Genomic DNA, 18,450 nt, shown 5'->3' with positions numbered 1-18,450 from the left:
CCTATATGACAGAGGGGCATGAGAGGAAGCACTTTCAAATTTGTCACGAAAGACTATTCGATTTTCTTATTTTATAAGAAGAAAAACAGGAGTTCCGGTTTGACACGTTATTCTCGTAATATGCGCGGGTATGGCCCGTTTCCACCTAACCCGCAGTGGCCCAATTCTGCAAAGGTCGCTGTCCAGTTCGTTTTGAACTATGAAGAAGGCGGCGAAAACTGCGTCCTTCATGGAGATGCTGCCTCAGAAGCATTCCTTTCTGACATTCCAGGTGCTGCCCAGTGGCAAGGAAAACGCCACTGGAACATGGAATCCATCTATGAATATGGTGCCCGCGCCGGTTTCTGGCGCCTTCACCGCCTGTTCACCCAACATGAAATTCCGCTCACCATCTACGGTGTAGCAACTGCACTTGCACGCAATCCTGAGCAAGTGGAAGCCATGAAGGCGGCTGATTGGGAAATCGCCAGCCACGGCCTCAAGTGGGTTGAGCATAAGGACATGTCGCCGGAAGACGAGCGTGTTGCTATTGCCGAAGCTATTCGCCTGCACACCGAAGTTGTTGGCGAGCGCCCACGGGGTTGGTACACGGGCCGCTGCTCCGAAAATACTGTACGTCTTGTGGCGGAAGAAGGTGGCTTTGACTACGTCTCCGACACCTATGACGACGACTTGCCTTACTGGTTGCAAGTTGGCGAACGCGATCAGCTGATTATTCCTTACACACTGGAAGCCAACGACATGCGTTTTGCCACTGCGCCGGGCTGGACCAGTGGTGAGGACTTTTACGACTACCTGAAGAACTCTTTCGACGCCCTTTATGAAGAAGGCAGCGAAGGCGCACCCAAGATGATGTCCATCGGCCTCCATTGCCGTCTCATTGGACGTCCGGGCAAAGTTGCCGCCCTAAAGAAGTTCATCAAATACATTCAAGGGTTTGAAGGTGTGTGGTGCCCGCGCCGCATCGACATTGCCAAGCACTGGGCTGACACCCACCCAGCGCAACACTTTGAGCGCCCGAGCCAGATGACCAAAGAGCGATTTGTCGACCTCTATGGCAGCATTTTCGAACACTCCCCTTGGATTGCAGAGCGTGCGTTTGACCTTGAGCTTGGACCTGCCCATGACTGTGCAGCTGGTATCCAGAACGCCCTGTGCCGCATGTTCCGCTCTGCTAGCGAGGAAGAACGTCTTGGTGTTCTCAATGCTCACCCGGACCTTGCCGGAAAGCTGGCCCAAGCGGGCCGCCTCACACAGGAAAGCACCTCAGAACAAGCCAGCGCCGGTCTTGACTACCTGACTGATGAAGAGCGCGATACTTTCACCCGCCTCAATATCGAGTACGTTGAAAAGCACGGTTTCCCGTTCATCATCGCGGTACGCGACCACAACAAAGATTCCATCATGGCAGCGTTCAATCGCCGGATTAACAATGCACGCGCGGTAGAATTTGCCGAAGCCTGCCGCCAAGTGGAACGCATCGCCCACTACCGCCTGAAGGACATCCTGCCCTAAGGCTTGTTACCTAGTATTCACAAACTCGCAATGAAGCCTTTGCCAACGTATAAAGTGGCAAAGGCTTTTTTTAGAACACAAAAAGACCGGCCCAGCCTCAATGGTTGGTCCGGCCAAACGACAGCCCAAGTAAACTGGCGAGCAGCTCAGTGCCTTTGAAAAAGTGGTTGGTTTAAGTATTTCTGATCCAACCACTTTCAAGGAAAGCCGTTATTTAGTGCGGTAGTATTCCTGAGCGGCGGCGACGCCTGAGCCCAGTTTGATGTTAAGACCAAGGTCCACCATCGCCATTTCAGCAGTCGCGATACCGGACAGGGTCATAACGTCGGTCAAGCTGCCCAGATGGCCGATGCGGAAGACTTTTCCGGCAACATCTCCAAGGCCAACACCAAAGGCAACGCCGTATTTCTCTGCGGCAACTGTCACAATGTCTGTGGCGTTAAAGCCTTCCGGTGTGCACACAGCGGTCACACTGTCAGAGTAAAGGTCTGGAGACTGGGCACACATAGGCAAGCCCCAAGCTTTAACAGCTGCCCGTACACCCTCAGCAATACGGTGATGACGGGCGAACACGTTTTCCAGCCCTTCGGCAAGCAGCATTTCGCAGCTTGTTTTCAAGCCATTCAGAAGGCCCACAGCCGGTGTATAGGGATAACCGTTTGCAGCATTGGTTTTGCCCATATCGCGCACGTCGAAGAAGGTGCGTGGCAGCGTAGCGTTTTCAATCGCTGCCATTGCCTTTGGAGAGAACGCGGTAATCGCCAGACCGGCTGTCAGCATGAAGCCTTTTTGAGACCCTGCCACAGCAATGTCCACACCCCATTCATCCATGCGGAAATCCATGGAACCGATGGAGCTGACCCCATCCACATAAAGCAGCGCCGGATGGCCAGCGGAATCCAGTGCCTTGCGGACCGCAGCAATATCGGAGCGAACGCCGGTCGCCGTCTCGTTGTGAGTGGCTAGAACCGCTTTAATTTCATGGTTTTTGTCGGCTGTTAGAATTTCTTCATAACGATCCGCTGGAATGCCTGCACCCCAAGGCGTTTCAACAATTTGAACGTCCAGCCCATGACGCTGGCACATGTCAATCCAGCGATGGCTGAACATGCCGTTGCGTGCTGCCAGAATTTTATCGCCAGCTGAAAGAGTGTTGGTGATGGCAGTTTCCCAACCACCCGTACCAGTGGACGGGAAAACGAAGACCTCTGCAGTTTCCGTTTTCAAGACTTTTTTAACGCCGTTCAAAGCTGGATGCAGAATCTCGGCAAATGCCGAGGAACGGTGATCCAGCGTTGGCATATCACAGGCTTTGCGCAGGACTTCCGGAATGTTGGTTGGTCCAGGAATAAAAACGGGGTTCTGGGTGCTCATGGGTGCTTCCTTTGAAATTTTCTTAGTGCGAGGCCAAGCCAGCCCGCAGATTTAACGCGTTTTGTAATTTCACTTCACTATAAAATACGGTTCATCAAGCCGATACTCTTCGAGGTTATTCCCCACGCCAATTCTGTCGATCACCGCAAACAGGCCAGTCCCTTTGAGCGGTGTCAGAACACCGTGCCATGTGTTTCGCCTGAAATTGATGGACTGGCTGTTGCTTACCAAAAACGCCCTTGGCTTTGCTGGACGCCCCCCATCATCTTCCGCAACGATGACCATGTATTCAGAATCGTTCATAGGCACAAAGCACTGGGAACCGAGCGGGTGACGCTCTAACAACGAAAGTTTATAGGGAATCTCGCGGATATCAGCGTGGAACAGACTAACCCCTGCCCGCCCCTCGCCAAGATATTCCATTTCTGCAAGGTCGGAATAGCGAAGGCACCGTTTCTCGTTAATCAGGACTGGATCAACCGTTCCCACCTCAACAACGTCACCAAACTTCTGGAAAGCTTCCGCGCTCAGCTCTTCCAGCCGGACAATACGATCCTCGGAGATTTCATCACTCATTGGGGATTACCTTTGAAAAGAGCCCAGCGGTGCGTGGCGGTTTACATCTTTATAAAGCAGGTAGCGGAAACGGGTCGGCCCGCCCGCGTAGCACGCTTGCGGACAAAACGCCCGAAGCCACATAAAGTCACCGGCTTCCACTTCCACCCAGTCCTGATTAAGGCGATAAACCGCTTTACCTTCCAAAACATAAAGGCCGTGCTCCATCACATGGGTCTCGGCAAACGGAATGCAGCCACCGGGCTCGAATGTCACGATATTCACATGCATATCATGGCGCAGGTCAGCAGGGTCTACAAAGCGAGTAGTTTTCCACGCGCCGTTGGTATCCGGCATTTCTGCAACAGTCGCATTTTTCTCATGCGTGAAGAAAGCCTCAGGCTGTTCAATTCCCTCAACCACATCATACTGCTTGCGAACCCAATGGAAGACGGCAGTCTCATTCCCGTTGTTGCGAACTTCATATTTTGCACCTGCTGGAAGGTAGGCATATCCCCCTTCAGGCAAGACGTGCTCTTCATTGTTATAGGTCACGGTGATTTCACCTTGAACAACGAAGAAGACCCCTTGCGCTGCCGTATCCGGCTCAGGCTGAGCTGAGCCTCCCTCAGGTTGCAGTTCCATGATGTACTGCGCAAATGTTTCAGCAAAGCCTGAAAGGGGCCGCGCGATAACCCATGCCCGGGTTTTATCCCAAAATGGCAGGTTGGAAGTTACAATATCCTGCATGACGCCTTTTGGAATAACCGCATAGGCTTCAGTAAAGACAGCTCGGTCCGTCATGATCTGCGTCTGTCCTGACAGGCCGCCCTGAGGAGCAAAAAGCGTAGATGGCGGTAAGTTGTGCGTCGTCATAGGTGACAAAATCCTCAAAATCGGGCGGAAGCATCCGCTTCACAATAAACGGCTTTCTGGTCTTACAGCGCTCACCCAACTTAGGGAAGAAGCCCCAAAAACTGCAAAGTCTGGGAAACACTATTAAAGGCCTATCTGCAGAACTTATCTCTACAAACACACGCTTTAAATGAAGACGACAGAGCATTTCTCATTTTAACGAAATAAAATGGAACTATTATCAAAAATAAACTGAAAGTATTTCGGTGAGATTGAACGCTATCTAAAAAGCCAGCGCATCAACTTGGAAAATTGTAGTAAATGAAAACCTCAGCTCACATATGTAATTTAAGGACTAACGGCCAACCCATAAGGTATCATCTCCCACTTTGTTACAAGTGAGACCACTACAAAATATAATGTCAAAGAAGGAAGGTGGTAGGCCCGGAGGGACTTGAACCCCCAACCAGTCCGTTATGAGCGGACGGCTCTAACCAGTTGAGCTACAGGCCCTTACCAAGGACATTTCCTATACCAACCCTAGGTGTCGAGTAAATACTGAAATCACTTCTATAAACATCCAATTTACTGGAAACTGGACAAACTGCTTCAAATAAACTCTCTAAACGCATACTAAGGAGAAATTTGATAGTTTTCTTTGATGATCAACCTGCACCTTCAAGTTGCCATTTCGGCTCTTGATTATTAACATGGGAATAGAGATTCCGTCGTATGCGATCACCCCTTTTTCAGTTCACAATATCTCTGGCCCTTTTGTGTATCATCGGCTGGCTTTTCGTCATTGGGCGCTCGCTGTTGGTTCCGTTTATCATCGCCCTCATTCTCTGGTATATTATAAACTCTCTTTCAGAAGCGCTGCGCAGTACCCCATACCTTGGTCGTTACCTTCCCAAGTACCTTACGATTTTTCTAGCTCTTTGCTTGATTTTCTATGGACTGACATGGGTTTTCAGTATCGTGACGGCTAATTTGCAGCAGCTGGCTCAAGATGCTCCGACCTACCAAATGCGGCTGGATCAGGTACTTGGGGAAATTTCAGAACACCTGAAACTAAACCAGAGGTTAGCACTCACTGATATCCTTCCAAACTTTTCTATTAGTGGAGCGCTTTCATTAGGAGCAGGTCTATTGACCAGCCTAGCAGGCTCCAGCACGCTTGTGTTTATTTACGTTCTCTTCATGATACTGGAGGCCAACACCTTCGATAAAAAGGTTGAGGCTTTTTTTGATGATGCAAAGAATGCCAAATTGGCAACAGCAATCCGCTCGGAAATCGCCCGCCGTATGCGCCACTATATCGGGATAAAAACGGCAATTAGTATCACGACAGGCTTTGCTACATATTTCTGGCTGACATTTGTGGGGTTGGAATACGCCGCCTTATTCGGGTTCCTTGCCTTCTTATTAAACTATATCCCGACGATTGGCTCGCTCATTGCTGTCGTATTTCCAAGCTTACTGGCTCTGGTTTTCTTTGAAGACCTCGCCAAATTTCTACTTGTCTCTGTGGGACTGGGCGGTATTCAGTTTACACTTGGGAGTATTATCGACCCCCGCCTTATGGGAACCAGATTGAACATTTCTCCTCTCGTCATCATGCTCTCCTTAAGCTTTTGGGGATCCATATGGGGGGTTATCGGCATGGTCCTTTGTATTCCTCTTATGGTGCTGGTCATTATTATTTGCGCCCAGTTCCCTCAATCACGGTGGATTGCGATTCTGCTGTCTGGAAATGGTGAAGTGGGAGAGCCAATCCTGAAAAGAGGGCAAAGCGATACATGATTTCTGGCAAATATTCCCATACGGTCAGATATCCGCCTTATTTATCGGCAAATACAATCCTAGATAATACCTAGTTGAACATTAAAGCGGAGAATTGCATGAGACAGATCGTTAAGGGTTTGAGGTCAACAGCACGAGGACTATGTCTGTCGACATTCGTAATTGTTGCAGCGCCTGCTTTGGCTCAGGAAACTCCCACGATTACAGTTGTAGGTTCCGGCAGTGTTGCTGTGGTACCAGACAAACTCATTGTGACCTCGCGCGTCATTACGCAGGATAAAAGTGCGGAAACCGCGCTTGAAGAGAATTCCCGAAAACTCGAGTTAGTGATCCAAAATATTAAGGATGCAGGTATCAAGGACAATCAAATCCAGACACGTGGATTTGGCATACGCCCTATCTATGAGAATTTGCGTAACCAGAAAAATACCAATCAAGCTCCCTCCATCATTTCTTATCGCGTAACAAACGGGGTGGAAATTACGATTGATAGTGTTGAAAAGCTGGGCTCGCTGCTTCCGAATATGGTTAAAAGCGGTGCTAATAACGTAAGTGATATCCGTTTTATCGTGTCCGATCAAAGTAATAAGCTGGATGAAGCCCGCTCAAAGGCCGTCGCCGACGCTATGCGGAAAGCAACTCTATATGCACAGGCTGTCGGTGGAACTCTTGGCTCGGTCCTGTCTATTGACGAGCAAGGAAACCCTTATCGTCCCGGACCGCGCACCTATGAAATGTCTAAGGCCGTTAGCTCCGCGCCAATGGCAGCAGGCGAAGAGACCTTGTCGACTACAGTCACCCTCAAGGTTCTTTTAGAACAGTAATTAAAAACTCCTGCAGCACAGGCACTTCTAGCCCTGTGCTGCAGGAGTTTGACGAATGCTAAAACTCTTTTAAATTGCTCCACTGCCCCCAAACGTTACAACTTCACCTCGCGCAGTCGACTCAATTCCTCAAAACTCCTACAGATAGACAATTAAATTTTGAGAAGAAATTGCCACAAATTGATTCACATCAATGAGGTAAATTTCCCTAACGTCTTTCTACTTACTTCTATCATATTGGGACAGGTTGAAGCGCCTGAAAGATTCGATGCGAGCTGTAAGGTTGAGAAGCTTTTCAAATCGTTATTTAGGGGGGACATCGTGAGTTTCGCAACCGAAGACAGGCTAAATAGCCTTTTAGAATTCTACGAGATAGACCAGAATACTCTACATGAAGCGGCTGCACTTTGGCCATTCATCTCACAATCACTGCCCAAAATTCTCAATGCATTTTATGTGCATCTTTCAAGAACACCTCAGTTACAAGAGTGTGTGGAAGGCAAAGTAGAGAACCTCAAATCAGTCCAGTCACTTCATTGGAAAATGCTCTTCACCAAGCCCTTTAGTGAGGAATATATGTATAGCATTGCCAAAATCGGCAAGGCACATGTGAAGATTGGCCTCTCACCAGACTGGTATATGGGGGGGTACAACTTTATTCTTAGTCGCATTTCAAACAGTTTGAGAACCAAATTTCGTTGGTCATCGCTCAAACTGAGTAGAGCCATATCAGTCATCCAAAAAATAATATTGCTCGACATGGCATTCGCCATTGAGGCTTATCAGAGCATTTTGATGGATGAAGCTGAAAAAAGGCAAAGGAAAGAAACTGCCCTCAAGGCTTTTGAGAGCCGTATTGCGCAACTATTAAGCCAGACTGAGCAGTTGGGCCATAAGTTGGAAACCAGTTCCGATAGCTTAAAGGTGACAGGGACAGAAAATCTACGTTATGCGAAGATCGCCAGTGACTCAGCCGATGAAGCTGCAATGAATGTTCAAAGCGGAGCAGCCTCTGTTGAGCAAATGTCTGTTAGCGTGGCCGAGATCGGGACCCAAATTCAGCGTTCAGCCCTGACAGCAAAGCATGTTGCACAGGATGCGGAAAAGGCCCATAAAACTGTTCTGGGGCTTAAGAGTGCGGCAGAAGAAATCAATGCCGTCACCACTCTTATTCGCGATATTGCAGAGCAAACAAACCTTTTGGCTCTTAATGCAACGATCGAGGCAGCTCGGGCTGGCGAAGCGGGAAAAGGGTTTGCCGTGGTCGCAACGGAAGTAAAGGAACTCGCCAGCCAAACGGGTAAAGCCACAGGAGAAATTTCCAGCAAAATTGAAGCAATCCAGCACGAAACTCAGCACTGCGTTCAAGAAATTTCTTCAATCACCGACAAAATCGAAGACGTCAGCTCAACAGCAACCTCAATTGCAGCGGCCATTGAGCAGCAAGAGGCCGCTACCAACGAAATATCGAGGAGTATTCAACTCGCCTCTGAAAATGCTGGAACAACAACGCAGCGCATATCTGAAATTGTTCAATATGCTAATGACGCCGATCAGACTATTGAAACATCGACCGGCACTGCAAACGAGCTTATTTTTCAAGTGAAAGAAGTGCACAATGAACTTTCTCATTTTTTTGATGAAATGAGAAAGATATAAAGAGAAACATAAAAGGCGCAAAAAGCGCCTTTTATGTACATGAGGCAACAGCTATTTAACCTTAACTTTGAAGGTGTTCGTCACATAACGACGCGTGGATCCATTAGTAAACTTGGGAAAGCTGTACTGGACCGTAAACTTGTCATCCCCCCGATAATTTTTATTGGGCTTGTAAATTACCTGACGTGCTTTGGTTTTCTTACCTTTACACATTGGCCATTTTTTCTCACTTACTGGCACAACCACTGTACGCAAGATGACCTTACCGTGTTTTGGCTCTTTCTTAACCTTAATATCTGGGATAACCTGAGGGCGACAGGTGCGACTGTAGACATAATGATTACCCAGTCCGACAGCCCGGTTTGCTTTGGTTTCCACATCATAAGTACCAGCATTTGCGGGCACGGATGCAACAACGAGAGCGGCGAATAAGAGTTTCGCGAACAATTTGTTCATATTACACCTTAAATTAAAATTTATTTATATACCCAACTTTTATCTAACTGCATTGCCTCTGGGTATTAAAAAGTAGTCTTAATTCACACTATCCTAATAACTAGACAGATCTACGGCTACAAAAGACCGCAGGATCCGTACAGAAGATTGCATTGCGGCATATTCCCGCACCTCTCCTTTGATCTCTTAACAATCAATCAACAAAAAGGTCGGGCAGTATTTGAAGATACCATCATCTACTCACTTAGACACAAAAAGCCGACTTAAGGCCAATTCGAAAACATCAACTTAAAAATGAAAACAGAATTACGTATCTTCCCTAAGATCCATCTTAGGTAAGCTTTACGTTGAACTTTTCAAAATCCCAAAGATGAAACAAAATTTCTAAATTACCCAACAATATTGCCACTTAATACCAAATTTTTACTTAGAAGCAAGGGAAGTAAAACTATTTATCTTCCTGTATATATTATCAATAAGCATCATGCCCCCTGTTAAAAAAAACACAGATGAAGCATGTTGAAGTTTTTTCAATACACCCATAGTAGAGTTAAACTAACACATACTTGACTAAAGAGTTCAATTTTATTAGTCAGAGCTACATACTACTTGGTTATAAATGGGGCCAATAAAAAAAACGGAATTCCTGTTTCGTTAAGACGGTAACCCCGCACGATGGAAAGTCCCTTTCCCTCCTCCAAATACCAAAGTGGAAGACAAGTCTATTAACGATCATGGAGTCGCGGATTGGAACAGCTACATAAGCACTACGGGTTGTACGACCATAATCAGGATAAAAGCAGCTGCGGCGTTGGTTTTATTACACGCAAAACCGGCGAACAGACCCATGAGGTTCTCACTCTTGGCCACGAGGCTCTGTGTACAGTTCCCCACCGTGGCGGCATGAGCGCCGAAGGCGTTGGTGATGGTGCAGGTGTTAATGTAGATATTTCGATTGATTTTTTCCGCAAGATTACAGGCAACACTACTCTTGATGCTGGAAACTTCGGAGTGGGTAACTTCTTTTTGCCGGAAAAAGGCGAGTTTTCCAAAGAAGCTATCGGACTGGTAAAAGGTGTACTGGCAGATTTTAATCTTAGCCTGATTGTTGATCGCACGGTACCGGTTGATAACAATGTTATCCGCCCTGCCGCGCTCCAATATATGTTACCGATCCACCAGTTCGTGTTTACGCGCCCTCACGGACAGGAAGCCAAGGCGTTTGAAAAGACGATCCACCGCGCCATGTTGGCAATTGAAAAACAGGCCTATAACCGTGACGAGCTGACAGGGCTTTACCCGATTTCCATGTCTTCTCGCACACAGGTATACAAAGGGCGTTTGAATTCGGACGAAGTTATTCCGTACTTCAAAGACTTGTGGGACGAGGACCACAAGGTCCACTCAATGTTCTTCCACACGCGGTTTTCTACCAATACCGAGCCGCGTTCCATGATGGCGCAGCCGTTCCACTTGATGGCGCACAATGGTGAACTGAACACAGATAAAAAGAACCGTTTGTCTGAAGCAGCTATTGCGCAGATGAACAAGAACGAGATTTACGCACCGAAAGGACAGTCGGATTCTGCTCGCCTTGACCAGACGCTTGAGCGCCGCCTGTTTGATGATGACCTTGATCTGATTACCGCAGTTGTGGCTATGATGCCACCAGCGTGGGAGAACGATAGCCGCATCTCTGATGAGGTGCGTATCATGCTGGAATACTTCTCCTTGTATGAAGAAAAAAACGATGGTCCAGCAGCACTTATCTTTGGCGATGGCTCTGTCGTTGGTGCCCGCCTTGACCGTTTGGGCCTGCGTCCTCTGCGTTCCGTTGAAACAGAAGATTATCTCTGTGTGATGTCAGAAGCTGGGCAGATCGACTTTGACCCGCAGACAGTAACTGCACGTGGACGTATCGAAGCAGGCGGCATGCTTTACTTCGATCATGAGACCAAACGCTCCTACAACAACATTGACGCACTGGAGATGCTTGCCAAGAAGCGGGACTATAAAGCCCTTCTGGAAGAAGCCCGCATCAATCTGGCCGATCTGGACCACAATTCAGCCGAGCTGAATACCTCTGAGAATTTTACAAACGCACAACGTTCTGTCGCCTACTCGCTCAATCAGGAAAGCTACAAATTCCTGATGGACCCGATGATCCAGAACGGGGCGGAGAAAATCTCCGCTATGGGTTATGGCCTTGCCATCAACGCGCTGACCGATCAAGAAGGCGGCATGGCGAAGTACTTCTCCCAACGCTTTGCGCAGGTGACGAACCCGCCGCTGGATAGTATCCGCGAAGCTGACGGCATGACACTTCGTGTCGCGTTGGGGGCAAAACCGCACTTCAATCAGGAAACAACACGTCAGATCGTGATTCCTACACCTGTTCTTTGCGTACGTGAACTGAACGCTATCCGTGCACAAGATACAGTGGCTGTAAGTGAAGTTTCCTCACTTTATTCATTGGATCACGACGCCAGTGATGAAGTGCTTACACAGAACCTCATTGATGCCGTTGAAGCCACCTGTGACCAGATCGAAGTAGCTGCACGTGAAAAAGGCGGGATTATTATCCTGTCCGACGTGAAGGTGGACGAAACTCATGCGCCACTGCCACACCTGCTGATTGTGAGCGCTGCCAACCAACGCTTGATCGACAAAGGCTTGCGCTTCCGCGCTTCCATCATTCTGGAAAGCGGTCAGCTTGCGTCTGCCCACCACATTGCAACTGCTCTTGGTTTTGGTGCTTCTGCCGTGATGCCTGTGTGTGCAGAAGATCGTTCCGCTGTTTTAGCTGGCGGTGATGCTGAAAAGACAGCTGAAAACATGGCAAAGTTCATCAAGGCGGCAAGTAAGTCCCTAATGAAAACCATGGGTAAAGTTGGCCTTTGTACCGCAGAGAGTTACATTGGTGGGGAATTCTTCGAGCCGAACTTCTTTGATACCAATGACAGCGTATTGAAGAAATATTTCCCCAACATGATCTCTACTGTTGGTGGTGTGGACTTTAAAGCAATCACCCGCAGCTCAGCCGACTGGCACAAACGCGCCTGCGAAATCTCTGAGGATCAGGATATTCCACTGCTCGGCCTCTTTAAAGAGCGCTCTGAAGGTGCAGGACACTCCTACGGCACAACAGCTGTGCGTGGCTTCGTGGAAATGACTGAAGAGAAGCTGCATTTTGAAGAAAAGGTCAAACACGAGGACGACATTGACGAGGAGAACCTGCGTCTTCTCCCAGTCTCCCGTCTGGATGATGCCTTTGGCACAGGTGCAGAAGCTTACCGTACGACCAGCTTTGAGCGCCGCACTCCAGAACAGATTGACGAAGCCTGCGTTACAGAAAGCTATCGCAAATTCTCCCATGATGTGGAGCAGGAGCGCGCGAAACGCCCCGCTGCCCTTCGTGATGTGCTTGGGTTCCCAGCCAATGTGAACTGGACTTTGAGTACACAAGAATTTGAAGAAGAGCTGTTCGCTCATGATCTGGTAGGGAACTCCAGCTTCCTCGTTCAAGGACTAAACTGCGAGAAAAAAGAGGACGGTGGATTTAAGCTCTCCCTTTGCAAAAAGTCCAAGATCGACCGTACAGATGCTCTGGCAGAAGCATTGGCAGGTAAGTTTGGCGATGAAATCAAGCTGGATAAGAGCGTACAGGGCGAACTAATCGTATATGCTCAAGGGCAAGCCAAGTACTACTTCGACAACCTAAAGCCAATTTCCAGCGGTGTGGACCTGAACGAAGTTCAGCCTGCAAGCGAGATTACATCTACTCTTGCTTCCGGTGCTATGTCCCACGGTGCGCTGGTATCACCTGCCCACGAGGCTGTTGCACACGGCACCAATATGGTTGGTGGTTTCTCCAACTCAGGTGAAGGCGGCGAACACTACACCCGTTACGGCACCATTCGTTCCAGCCGTATCAAGCAGATCGCCTCTGGCCGCTTTGGCGTGTGGACTGGATACCTTGCCGATCCGACGCTGGAAGAGCTGGAAATTAAAATCGCACAGGGTGCAAAGCCCGGTGAAGGTGGCCAGCTGCCAGCTGCAAAGGTAAACGTGGAAATTGCTGCCGCCCGCGGTGGTACACCGGGTGTGGAGCTGGTTAGCCCTCCGCCGCACCACGACACATACTCCATTGAGGACCTTGCACAGCTTATCCACGATGCAAAAGCTGCTCGTGTTCGCGTTATCGTAAAACTTGTGTCCTCTGAAGGTATTGGCACTATCGCCGTTGGTGTGGCCAAAGCTGGCGCGGATGTTATCAACATTGCCGGTAACACAGGCGGCACGGGCGCCGCGGCTGTAACCAGCTTGAAGAACACTGGCCGCGCCGCAGAAATCGGCCTTGCAGAAGTGCACCAAGCACTTTGCGTTAACGGTCTTCGTGACAAAGTCATCCTGCGCTGTTCCGGTGCACACCAGACAGCAACTGATGTTATAAAATCTGCGCTTCTGGGTGGTGACAGCTTCGAGTTTGGTACAACCGCGCTTATGATGCTGAAGTGCGTTATGGCGAAAAACTGTAACGTAAAATGTCCTGCTGGTCTGACCACAAACGCTGAAGTGTTTGATGGTGACCCGCGTGCATTGGCCCAATACCTCATCAACATTGCCCATGAAGTCCGAGAGATCCTTGGCCGCCTAGGCTTAAAGTCTTTGCGCGAAGCCCGTGGCCGTTCTGATTACCTGCATCTGATTGACCATGAACGGACAATCGGTCAGCTGGATCTACGCCAGATGCTCACCTATGTTGAAGAAGTGACAGTAGATAAACCAGTCTATCTGGAAGCTAATTTCGAGCATGATGATAGGCTGCTTGCTAAATTCCGTCAGCTCGTATTGCAGCGCCAGCAAGAAAAGGCTGTTCTGTGTAAAGACATTAAGCTGAACAACCGCAATAAGACTGTAGGTGGTCAGCTGGCAATCGATATTGAGCGCACGCTGCAGTACGAACTTTCGGAAAAACAGGTCGCTTGCCTGCCGATGGTTTACACTGATGACCGCGGTCGCCGTTTAATGCGCCCTGAATCCCTTACTATCAACACAAGCGGCTCTGCAGGCCAGAGTTATGCAGCGTTCTCCAACTCCGGTATGGTATTCCACCACACAGGGACCTGTAATGACGGTGTTGGTAAGAGTGCATCCGGTGGTAACATTGCTATCCATTCTCCAGGTGGTGGTAAGACGGAAAACGTATTGATCGGCAACTTTGCCCTATTCGGAGCAACTGGCTCCAGCCTCTATGTTGAAGGCGGTGCGGGTGATCGTTTCGCGGTTCGTAACTCTGGAGCGAGCGCTATTGTTGAAGGCGTGGGTGACTTCTGCTGTGAGTATATGACCAACGGCGCTGTACTGAACCTTGGAGTATTCGGTAAGGGCTTTGGTAACGGCATGTCCGGCGGAGTTGCCTACCAGTATGATCCAGAGCGTAAACTGCAGAGCCTCTACAGTGCAGATTCTGTAAAGCTGAATGATCTTGATGCGGATACGGAGCGTGCTGCGATCCACCGTCTTGCAGTAAAGGCTCTGTTGGAGCGTCACCTGCGGTTCACTGGTTCCAAGAAGGCGCAAGCCATTTTGGATAACTGGGGTGATGAGATCAAGAACTTCCGCTTCCTCACACCTCTGGCTCTGGAAACCTACCAGAACTACGAGGCAATTTTGAAAAGCTCCACTCGCAAGGAGCTTTTGGAAGAACTGGCAGGTGCACTGGTTGCCCACCAGACACGTAAGTTCAAGGTGGCTTATCGTGATGGCAAGCCAATCGCGGGTGGAGCTGTGCCTGTCGCAGGTGAAACCGACAGCGGGTTGATGTACACACTCATCAACAACTACGCGGTTTTGCAAACAGCAGAGCAGGTTGTACGATCACGCTACAAGAATGACCCCACTCTTTCCGCGGAAAAGCTCAACGACGGTGTGCGCAAGCTTATCCTCACTGAAGATTTCTCCTTGAACCAGAAGCTTTCTGGAGTTGCCCGCAAGGCGTTGGAAACCTTCTCTGACCACGATCTCGCAGTGATGATTTCCGACAAGCGAATGAAGGACTACAAGACAGCCCTTGCAAACCGGAATGTTCGCCTGATGGATAACATCGGCACGCATGGTTGGATCATCCTTCAAGATCGCCTCAATACCAAGGCTATGGGCGAGATACCGGACTTCGAAGAGTTGTTCGCACGCGCCAGCAGTCTGGAGATGGTGAAACTGGCCTCGTAACGGGGCCACCTTTCACCTCAACAACTGGATGGACGCAGCAAACGGATCAACACTATGAACATTTCTTTTATGCCTGAAAATGCCCCGTTCTCGACTGAGCAAAAACACTGGCTCAGTGGGTTTTACGCCGGCCTTCGTACTCAGATCGCCCAAAGCGCCAATGCCACTGAGGGTGAAGCGCTTATGCCTGTGCACGTGTTTTACGGCACACAGACAGGTAACTCCGAAGCCGTGGCCGAAGACCTATGTGCAAGCCTTAGCGAAATTGGCGTTTCACCTCAACTTGGTTCCCTCGATGACATCGAATTGGAAGATTTTGCCAAGCTGGAGCAGGTTTTGATTGTCATCTCTACCTACGGGGAAGGGGAGATGCCTGATAATGCTCAGATCTTCTGGGAGGCACTGGCCTCTAGCAGCACACCGCGTATGGAACAGATGCGCTTTGCCGTTCTGGCGCTGGGTGACACGGGCTATGATGGTTTTTGTGAAGCAGGAAAACAGCTGGACCTGCGTCTTGAGCAGCTAGGAGCAAAACGCCTGCACTCACGCAAGGACTGTGATGTAGACTATGAGGACGCTGCCGAAGAATGGACTTCTGGCGTTCTGGAAAAAGTAGGAGAGCTGAAAGGTTCCAGCACATCTACCGTCGCAGCTTCTGGCGCTAAGCCCACAAAAAAGGCTGAGAAATCCAAATGGAACCGGAAGAATCCGTTTAACGCTCCTGTAAGTGTAAACCGCCTTCTTTCCGGTGACGGTTCCCAGAAGGAAATCCGCCACTACGAGTTTGATCTATCTAAAGATGGACCAAAGTACGAAGCCGGTGATGCACTGGGTGTTATTCCTATAAACGATCCCGCTCTGGTTGGAGCATGGGCGGGCCGCCTTGGTGTTTCCTTGGAAGCCGAAGTCCCCGGTTACGATGCTGCATTGGGTGATGTGCTTTTGAAGCAGCTGGAAATTTCTACCCCTTCAAGCGACTTGGTGAAGTATGTTGCGGCACGGGCGGATGATGAGCATCTGACACACATTGTGGAACACGGCGACAAAGATGCAATGGAAGCGTTTTTGTGGTCCAAAGATGCGCTTGATCTGTTTAATCTTTATCCGCAGATCACTCCAAGCCTTGAAGACATGATGAAGTTGTTCAAGCCACTTCAGCACCGCGCATACTCCATCTCGTCAAGCTCCAAAATGCATCAAGACAGCGTGCACCTGACAATTGCCACTGTGCGCTATGACAGCCATGGGCGCAAGCATGGCGGTGTGGCCTCCAGCTTCCTTGCTGATCGTATCGCAGCTGATGGTACATCCAAGGTATTCGTCTCTCCGAATAAGGCCTTCCGGGTTCCAACGGACAATGATGTGCCAATGATCATGGTTGGCCCGGGTACAGGTATCGCACCATTCCGCGCTTTCCTGCAGGAACGTGAAGCCATTGGTGCAAAAGGTCAGAACTGGCTTCTCTTTGGTGACCAGCATGCGGCTTGCGATTACATCTACAAAGATGAAATTGAAGCCATGCAATCCTCTGGTATTCTAAACTGTCTGGATCTGGCTTTCTCCCGCGATCAGGCAGAGAAGATCTACGTTCAGACCCGCATGCTGGAGCAGAGTAAGGGCCTTTACGCTGCTCTGGAGGAAGGTGGCCACTTCTACGTATGTGGTGATGCAAGCCGCATGGCAAAAGACGTAGATCGTGCCCTGCATGAAGTGATCGCCCAAGAAGGTGGAATGAACAGCGAAGCGGCAAACGCATATGTAACCCGCCTGAAAAAAGAAAAGCGCTATCTGCGCGATGTCTATTAAGGCTCGTTACCCCGCCTAAAACGACAACCGGCAAAGAGAACTGAGTTTTACTCGATTCCTTTGCCGACTTTACTCTCAGCTCTAGAGTACATCGCGTTCATTCGCATTCACGCTGTGCACTCTAACTTATTTATTTTGAGCGCGTTCCGTTTGATTGAACCCAATCAAACGGAACGCGCTTGTCTTATGCTTTTTAGTGTCTTCTGCGAATATAGGCCAATGGCCACCGTATTGAGTCGGGAGGGCAGTGGCGGTGGTCGGATCGGGACGCGCTAGGTCACAAGGGACCGTTTTAGAGTATGATCGGCCACCGTCTTCGCAACAGGCCTGAACGGATACGCAGCAGCCCAAAGCTCTGCACGACAAGCATAGGATACTTGCGAAGATGTCTGAGGTTACCATTGGTGTCGATATTTCGAAAGACCATCTTGATGTGTACTGCCTGCCGGATGAGCAGAGCAAGCAGTTTACCAATACAGCTGCAGGGTACAGACAGTTAAAAAGCTGGCTGAAAGGCCTGCCTGTCGCTCGAATTATTTTTGAACCCACAGGTTCTTATCACGGCGCTTTTGAGTTGGCATTGTCGGGTTCCTATCCTCTGAGCAAAGTTAACCCATGGCAAGCACGCCGGTTTGCACAGGCCAAAGGCAAGAGGGCGAAGACGGACCGGATTGATGCGCGCCTGCTGGCCCAAATGGGGCAGGATTTCCAGTTGGAACCAGACAAGCCAGTCGATGCAAGCCTATGTCATCTCAAAGAGATACGCGTTGCACGTCAAGCTCTTGTAAAAGAAGCCACGCAACTGGAGAACCGGTTGAAAACACAACGGGTGAACCTGGTTCGCAAACAGACACAGCAACGCCTGAAACTCGTGCGAAAGCAATTGGAGGCCCTTAACGCCGAAACTCAAAAGCAAATTGAGCAGAGCCCTCAAAGGGCGCGGGCAGCAAAGATTTTACACTCTATTCCCGGGCTGGGACAGGTCGCCGTCGCGGCGCTGGTGATTGAAATGCCAGAGCTTGGACAATTATCCCGTAAACAGGCCGCTGCTCTGGCGGGGCTGGCCCCCATGACCCGCCAGTCAGGACGCTGGCGGGGCGCTGCTTTTATTCAAGCAGGGCGCAAGCCGGTACGCGATGCACTCTACATGCCTGCCGTTGTTGCCAGCCGTTATAATCCAGACCTGAAAGCCAAATACAACCAGATGCGAGCGGCTGGTAAGCCTCCCAAAATCGCCATAATAGCTCTCATGCGTAAGCTAATCGAACTGGCAAACGCTCTCATAAAAGCGGACCGGCAATGGCAACCAAAAACGGCTTGACCAAGACGGATACTCTAAAGCGCACGTCGTCTGATTGGCGCAAATCAAACG

General features: G+C 49.5%; 11 protein-coding genes and 1 tRNA gene. 7 read left to right on the top strand and 5 right to left on the bottom strand.

Annotated features, from left to right (window positions below; genetic code table 11):
• Positions 1-120 precede the first annotated feature (120 nt).
• Complete coding sequence (gene puuE, locus P6574_RS02970) at positions 121-1,515, top strand: allantoinase PuuE (RefSeq protein ID WP_310622093.1); 1,395 nt, start codon at positions 121-123, stop codon at positions 1,513-1,515.
• Between the two features lie 210 nt (positions 1,516-1,725).
• On the opposite strand, the gene bhcA is transcribed toward puuE, so the two are convergent.
• The 4 genes from bhcA to P6574_RS02950 all read right to left on the bottom strand — a co-directional run bounded on the left by bhcA (position 1,726) and on the right by P6574_RS02950 (position 4,812).
• On the bottom strand, positions 1,726-2,889 hold the full coding sequence (gene bhcA / locus P6574_RS02965; protein WP_310618903.1) for an L-aspartate--glyoxylate aminotransferase BhcA: 1,164 nt from the start codon (positions 2,887-2,889) through the stop codon (positions 1,726-1,728).
• A 69-nt stretch (positions 2,890-2,958) separates the two neighbouring features.
• Positions 2,959-3,465, bottom strand: a complete 507-nt coding sequence (locus P6574_RS02960; protein WP_310618902.1) for an ureidoglycolate lyase — start codon at positions 3,463-3,465, stop codon at positions 2,959-2,961.
• A gap of 6 nt (positions 3,466-3,471) precedes the next feature.
• Positions 3,472-4,320, bottom strand: a complete 849-nt coding sequence (locus P6574_RS02955) for a bifunctional allantoicase/(S)-ureidoglycine aminohydrolase (RefSeq protein WP_310618901.1) — start codon at positions 4,318-4,320, stop codon at positions 3,472-3,474.
• A 415-nt stretch (positions 4,321-4,735) separates the two neighbouring features.
• Positions 4,736-4,812, bottom strand: a tRNA-Ile gene (locus P6574_RS02950).
• A gap of 219 nt (positions 4,813-5,031) precedes the next feature.
• Here P6574_RS02950 and P6574_RS02945 point away from each other — a divergent pair.
• The 3 genes from P6574_RS02945 (at position 5,032) to P6574_RS02935 (ending at position 8,585) form a co-directional block, all read left to right on the top strand.
• The gene (locus tag P6574_RS02945) at positions 5,032-6,102 is read left to right on the top strand and encodes an AI-2E family transporter (RefSeq protein ID WP_310618900.1); all 1,071 of its coding nucleotides are present in this window, start codon (positions 5,032-5,034) and stop codon (positions 6,100-6,102) included.
• Positions 6,103-6,200: 98 nt separating this feature from the next.
• Positions 6,201-6,926: an SIMPL domain-containing protein gene (locus P6574_RS02940; protein ID WP_310618899.1), complete on the top strand. Its 726-nt coding sequence runs from the start codon at positions 6,201-6,203 to the stop codon at positions 6,924-6,926.
• 321 nt (positions 6,927-7,247) lie between these two features.
• Positions 7,248-8,585, top strand: coding sequence for a globin-coupled sensor protein (locus P6574_RS02935; protein WP_310618898.1), 1,338 nt, complete (start codon positions 7,248-7,250; stop codon positions 8,583-8,585).
• Positions 8,586-8,636: 51 nt separating this feature from the next.
• On the opposite strand, the gene P6574_RS02930 is transcribed toward P6574_RS02935, so the two are convergent.
• Positions 8,637-9,041, bottom strand: coding sequence for a hypothetical protein (locus tag P6574_RS02930; protein WP_310618897.1), 405 nt, complete (start codon positions 9,039-9,041; stop codon positions 8,637-8,639).
• 747 nt (positions 9,042-9,788) lie between these two features.
• On the opposite strand from P6574_RS02930, the gene P6574_RS02925 reads away from it, so the two are divergent.
• From P6574_RS02925 to P6574_RS02915, 3 genes are all read left to right on the top strand, one after another.
• Entirely contained in the window at positions 9,789-15,272 is a 5,484-nt protein-coding gene (locus P6574_RS02925; protein WP_310618896.1) for a glutamate synthase-related protein, read from the top strand.
• 54 nt (positions 15,273-15,326) lie between these two features.
• Positions 15,327-17,078, top strand: a complete 1,752-nt coding sequence (locus P6574_RS02920; RefSeq protein ID WP_310618895.1) for a diflavin oxidoreductase — start codon at positions 15,327-15,329, stop codon at positions 17,076-17,078.
• 385 nt (positions 17,079-17,463) lie between these two features.
• Positions 17,464-18,399: an IS110 family RNA-guided transposase gene (locus tag P6574_RS02915; RefSeq protein ID WP_310618894.1), complete on the top strand. Its 936-nt coding sequence runs from the start codon at positions 17,464-17,466 to the stop codon at positions 18,397-18,399.
• The last annotated feature ends 51 nt before the right edge of the window (positions 18,400-18,450 follow it).

Source organism: Pseudovibrio sp. M1P-2-3, from assembly GCF_031501865.1.
GTDB classification, from domain to species: domain Bacteria; phylum Pseudomonadota; class Alphaproteobacteria; order Rhizobiales; family Stappiaceae; genus Pseudovibrio; species Pseudovibrio corallicola.
Note: the sequence above shows the minus strand (reverse complement) of the source record. Positions and strands in the feature narration are given on the sequence as shown.

Bases quoted from the DNA above. Each gene is read 5' to 3' on its own strand.
- P6574_RS02945 (WP_310618900.1), top strand. From the start codon at position 5,032: ATGCGATCACCCCTTTTTCAGTTCACAATATCTCTGGCCCTTTTGTGT.
- P6574_RS02920 (WP_310618895.1), top strand. From the start codon at position 15,327: ATGAACATTTCTTTTATGCCTGAAAATGCCCCGTTCTCGACTGAGCAA.
- P6574_RS02930 (WP_310618897.1), bottom strand. From the start codon at position 9,041: ATGAACAAATTGTTCGCGAAACTCTTATTCGCCGCTCTCGTTGTTGCA.
- P6574_RS02915 (WP_310618894.1), top strand. From the start codon at position 17,464: ATGTCTGAGGTTACCATTGGTGTCGATATTTCGAAAGACCATCTTGAT.
- P6574_RS02955 (WP_310618901.1), bottom strand. From the start codon at position 4,320: ATGACGACGCACAACTTACCGCCATCTACGCTTTTTGCTCCTCAGGGC.
- P6574_RS02960 (WP_310618902.1), bottom strand. From the start codon at position 3,465: ATGAGTGATGAAATCTCCGAGGATCGTATTGTCCGGCTGGAAGAGCTG.
- P6574_RS02940 (WP_310618899.1), top strand. From the start codon at position 6,201: ATGAGACAGATCGTTAAGGGTTTGAGGTCAACAGCACGAGGACTATGT.
- puuE (WP_310622093.1), top strand. From the start codon at position 121: ATGCGCGGGTATGGCCCGTTTCCACCTAACCCGCAGTGGCCCAATTCT.
- bhcA (WP_310618903.1), bottom strand. From the start codon at position 2,889: ATGAGCACCCAGAACCCCGTTTTTATTCCTGGACCAACCAACATTCCG.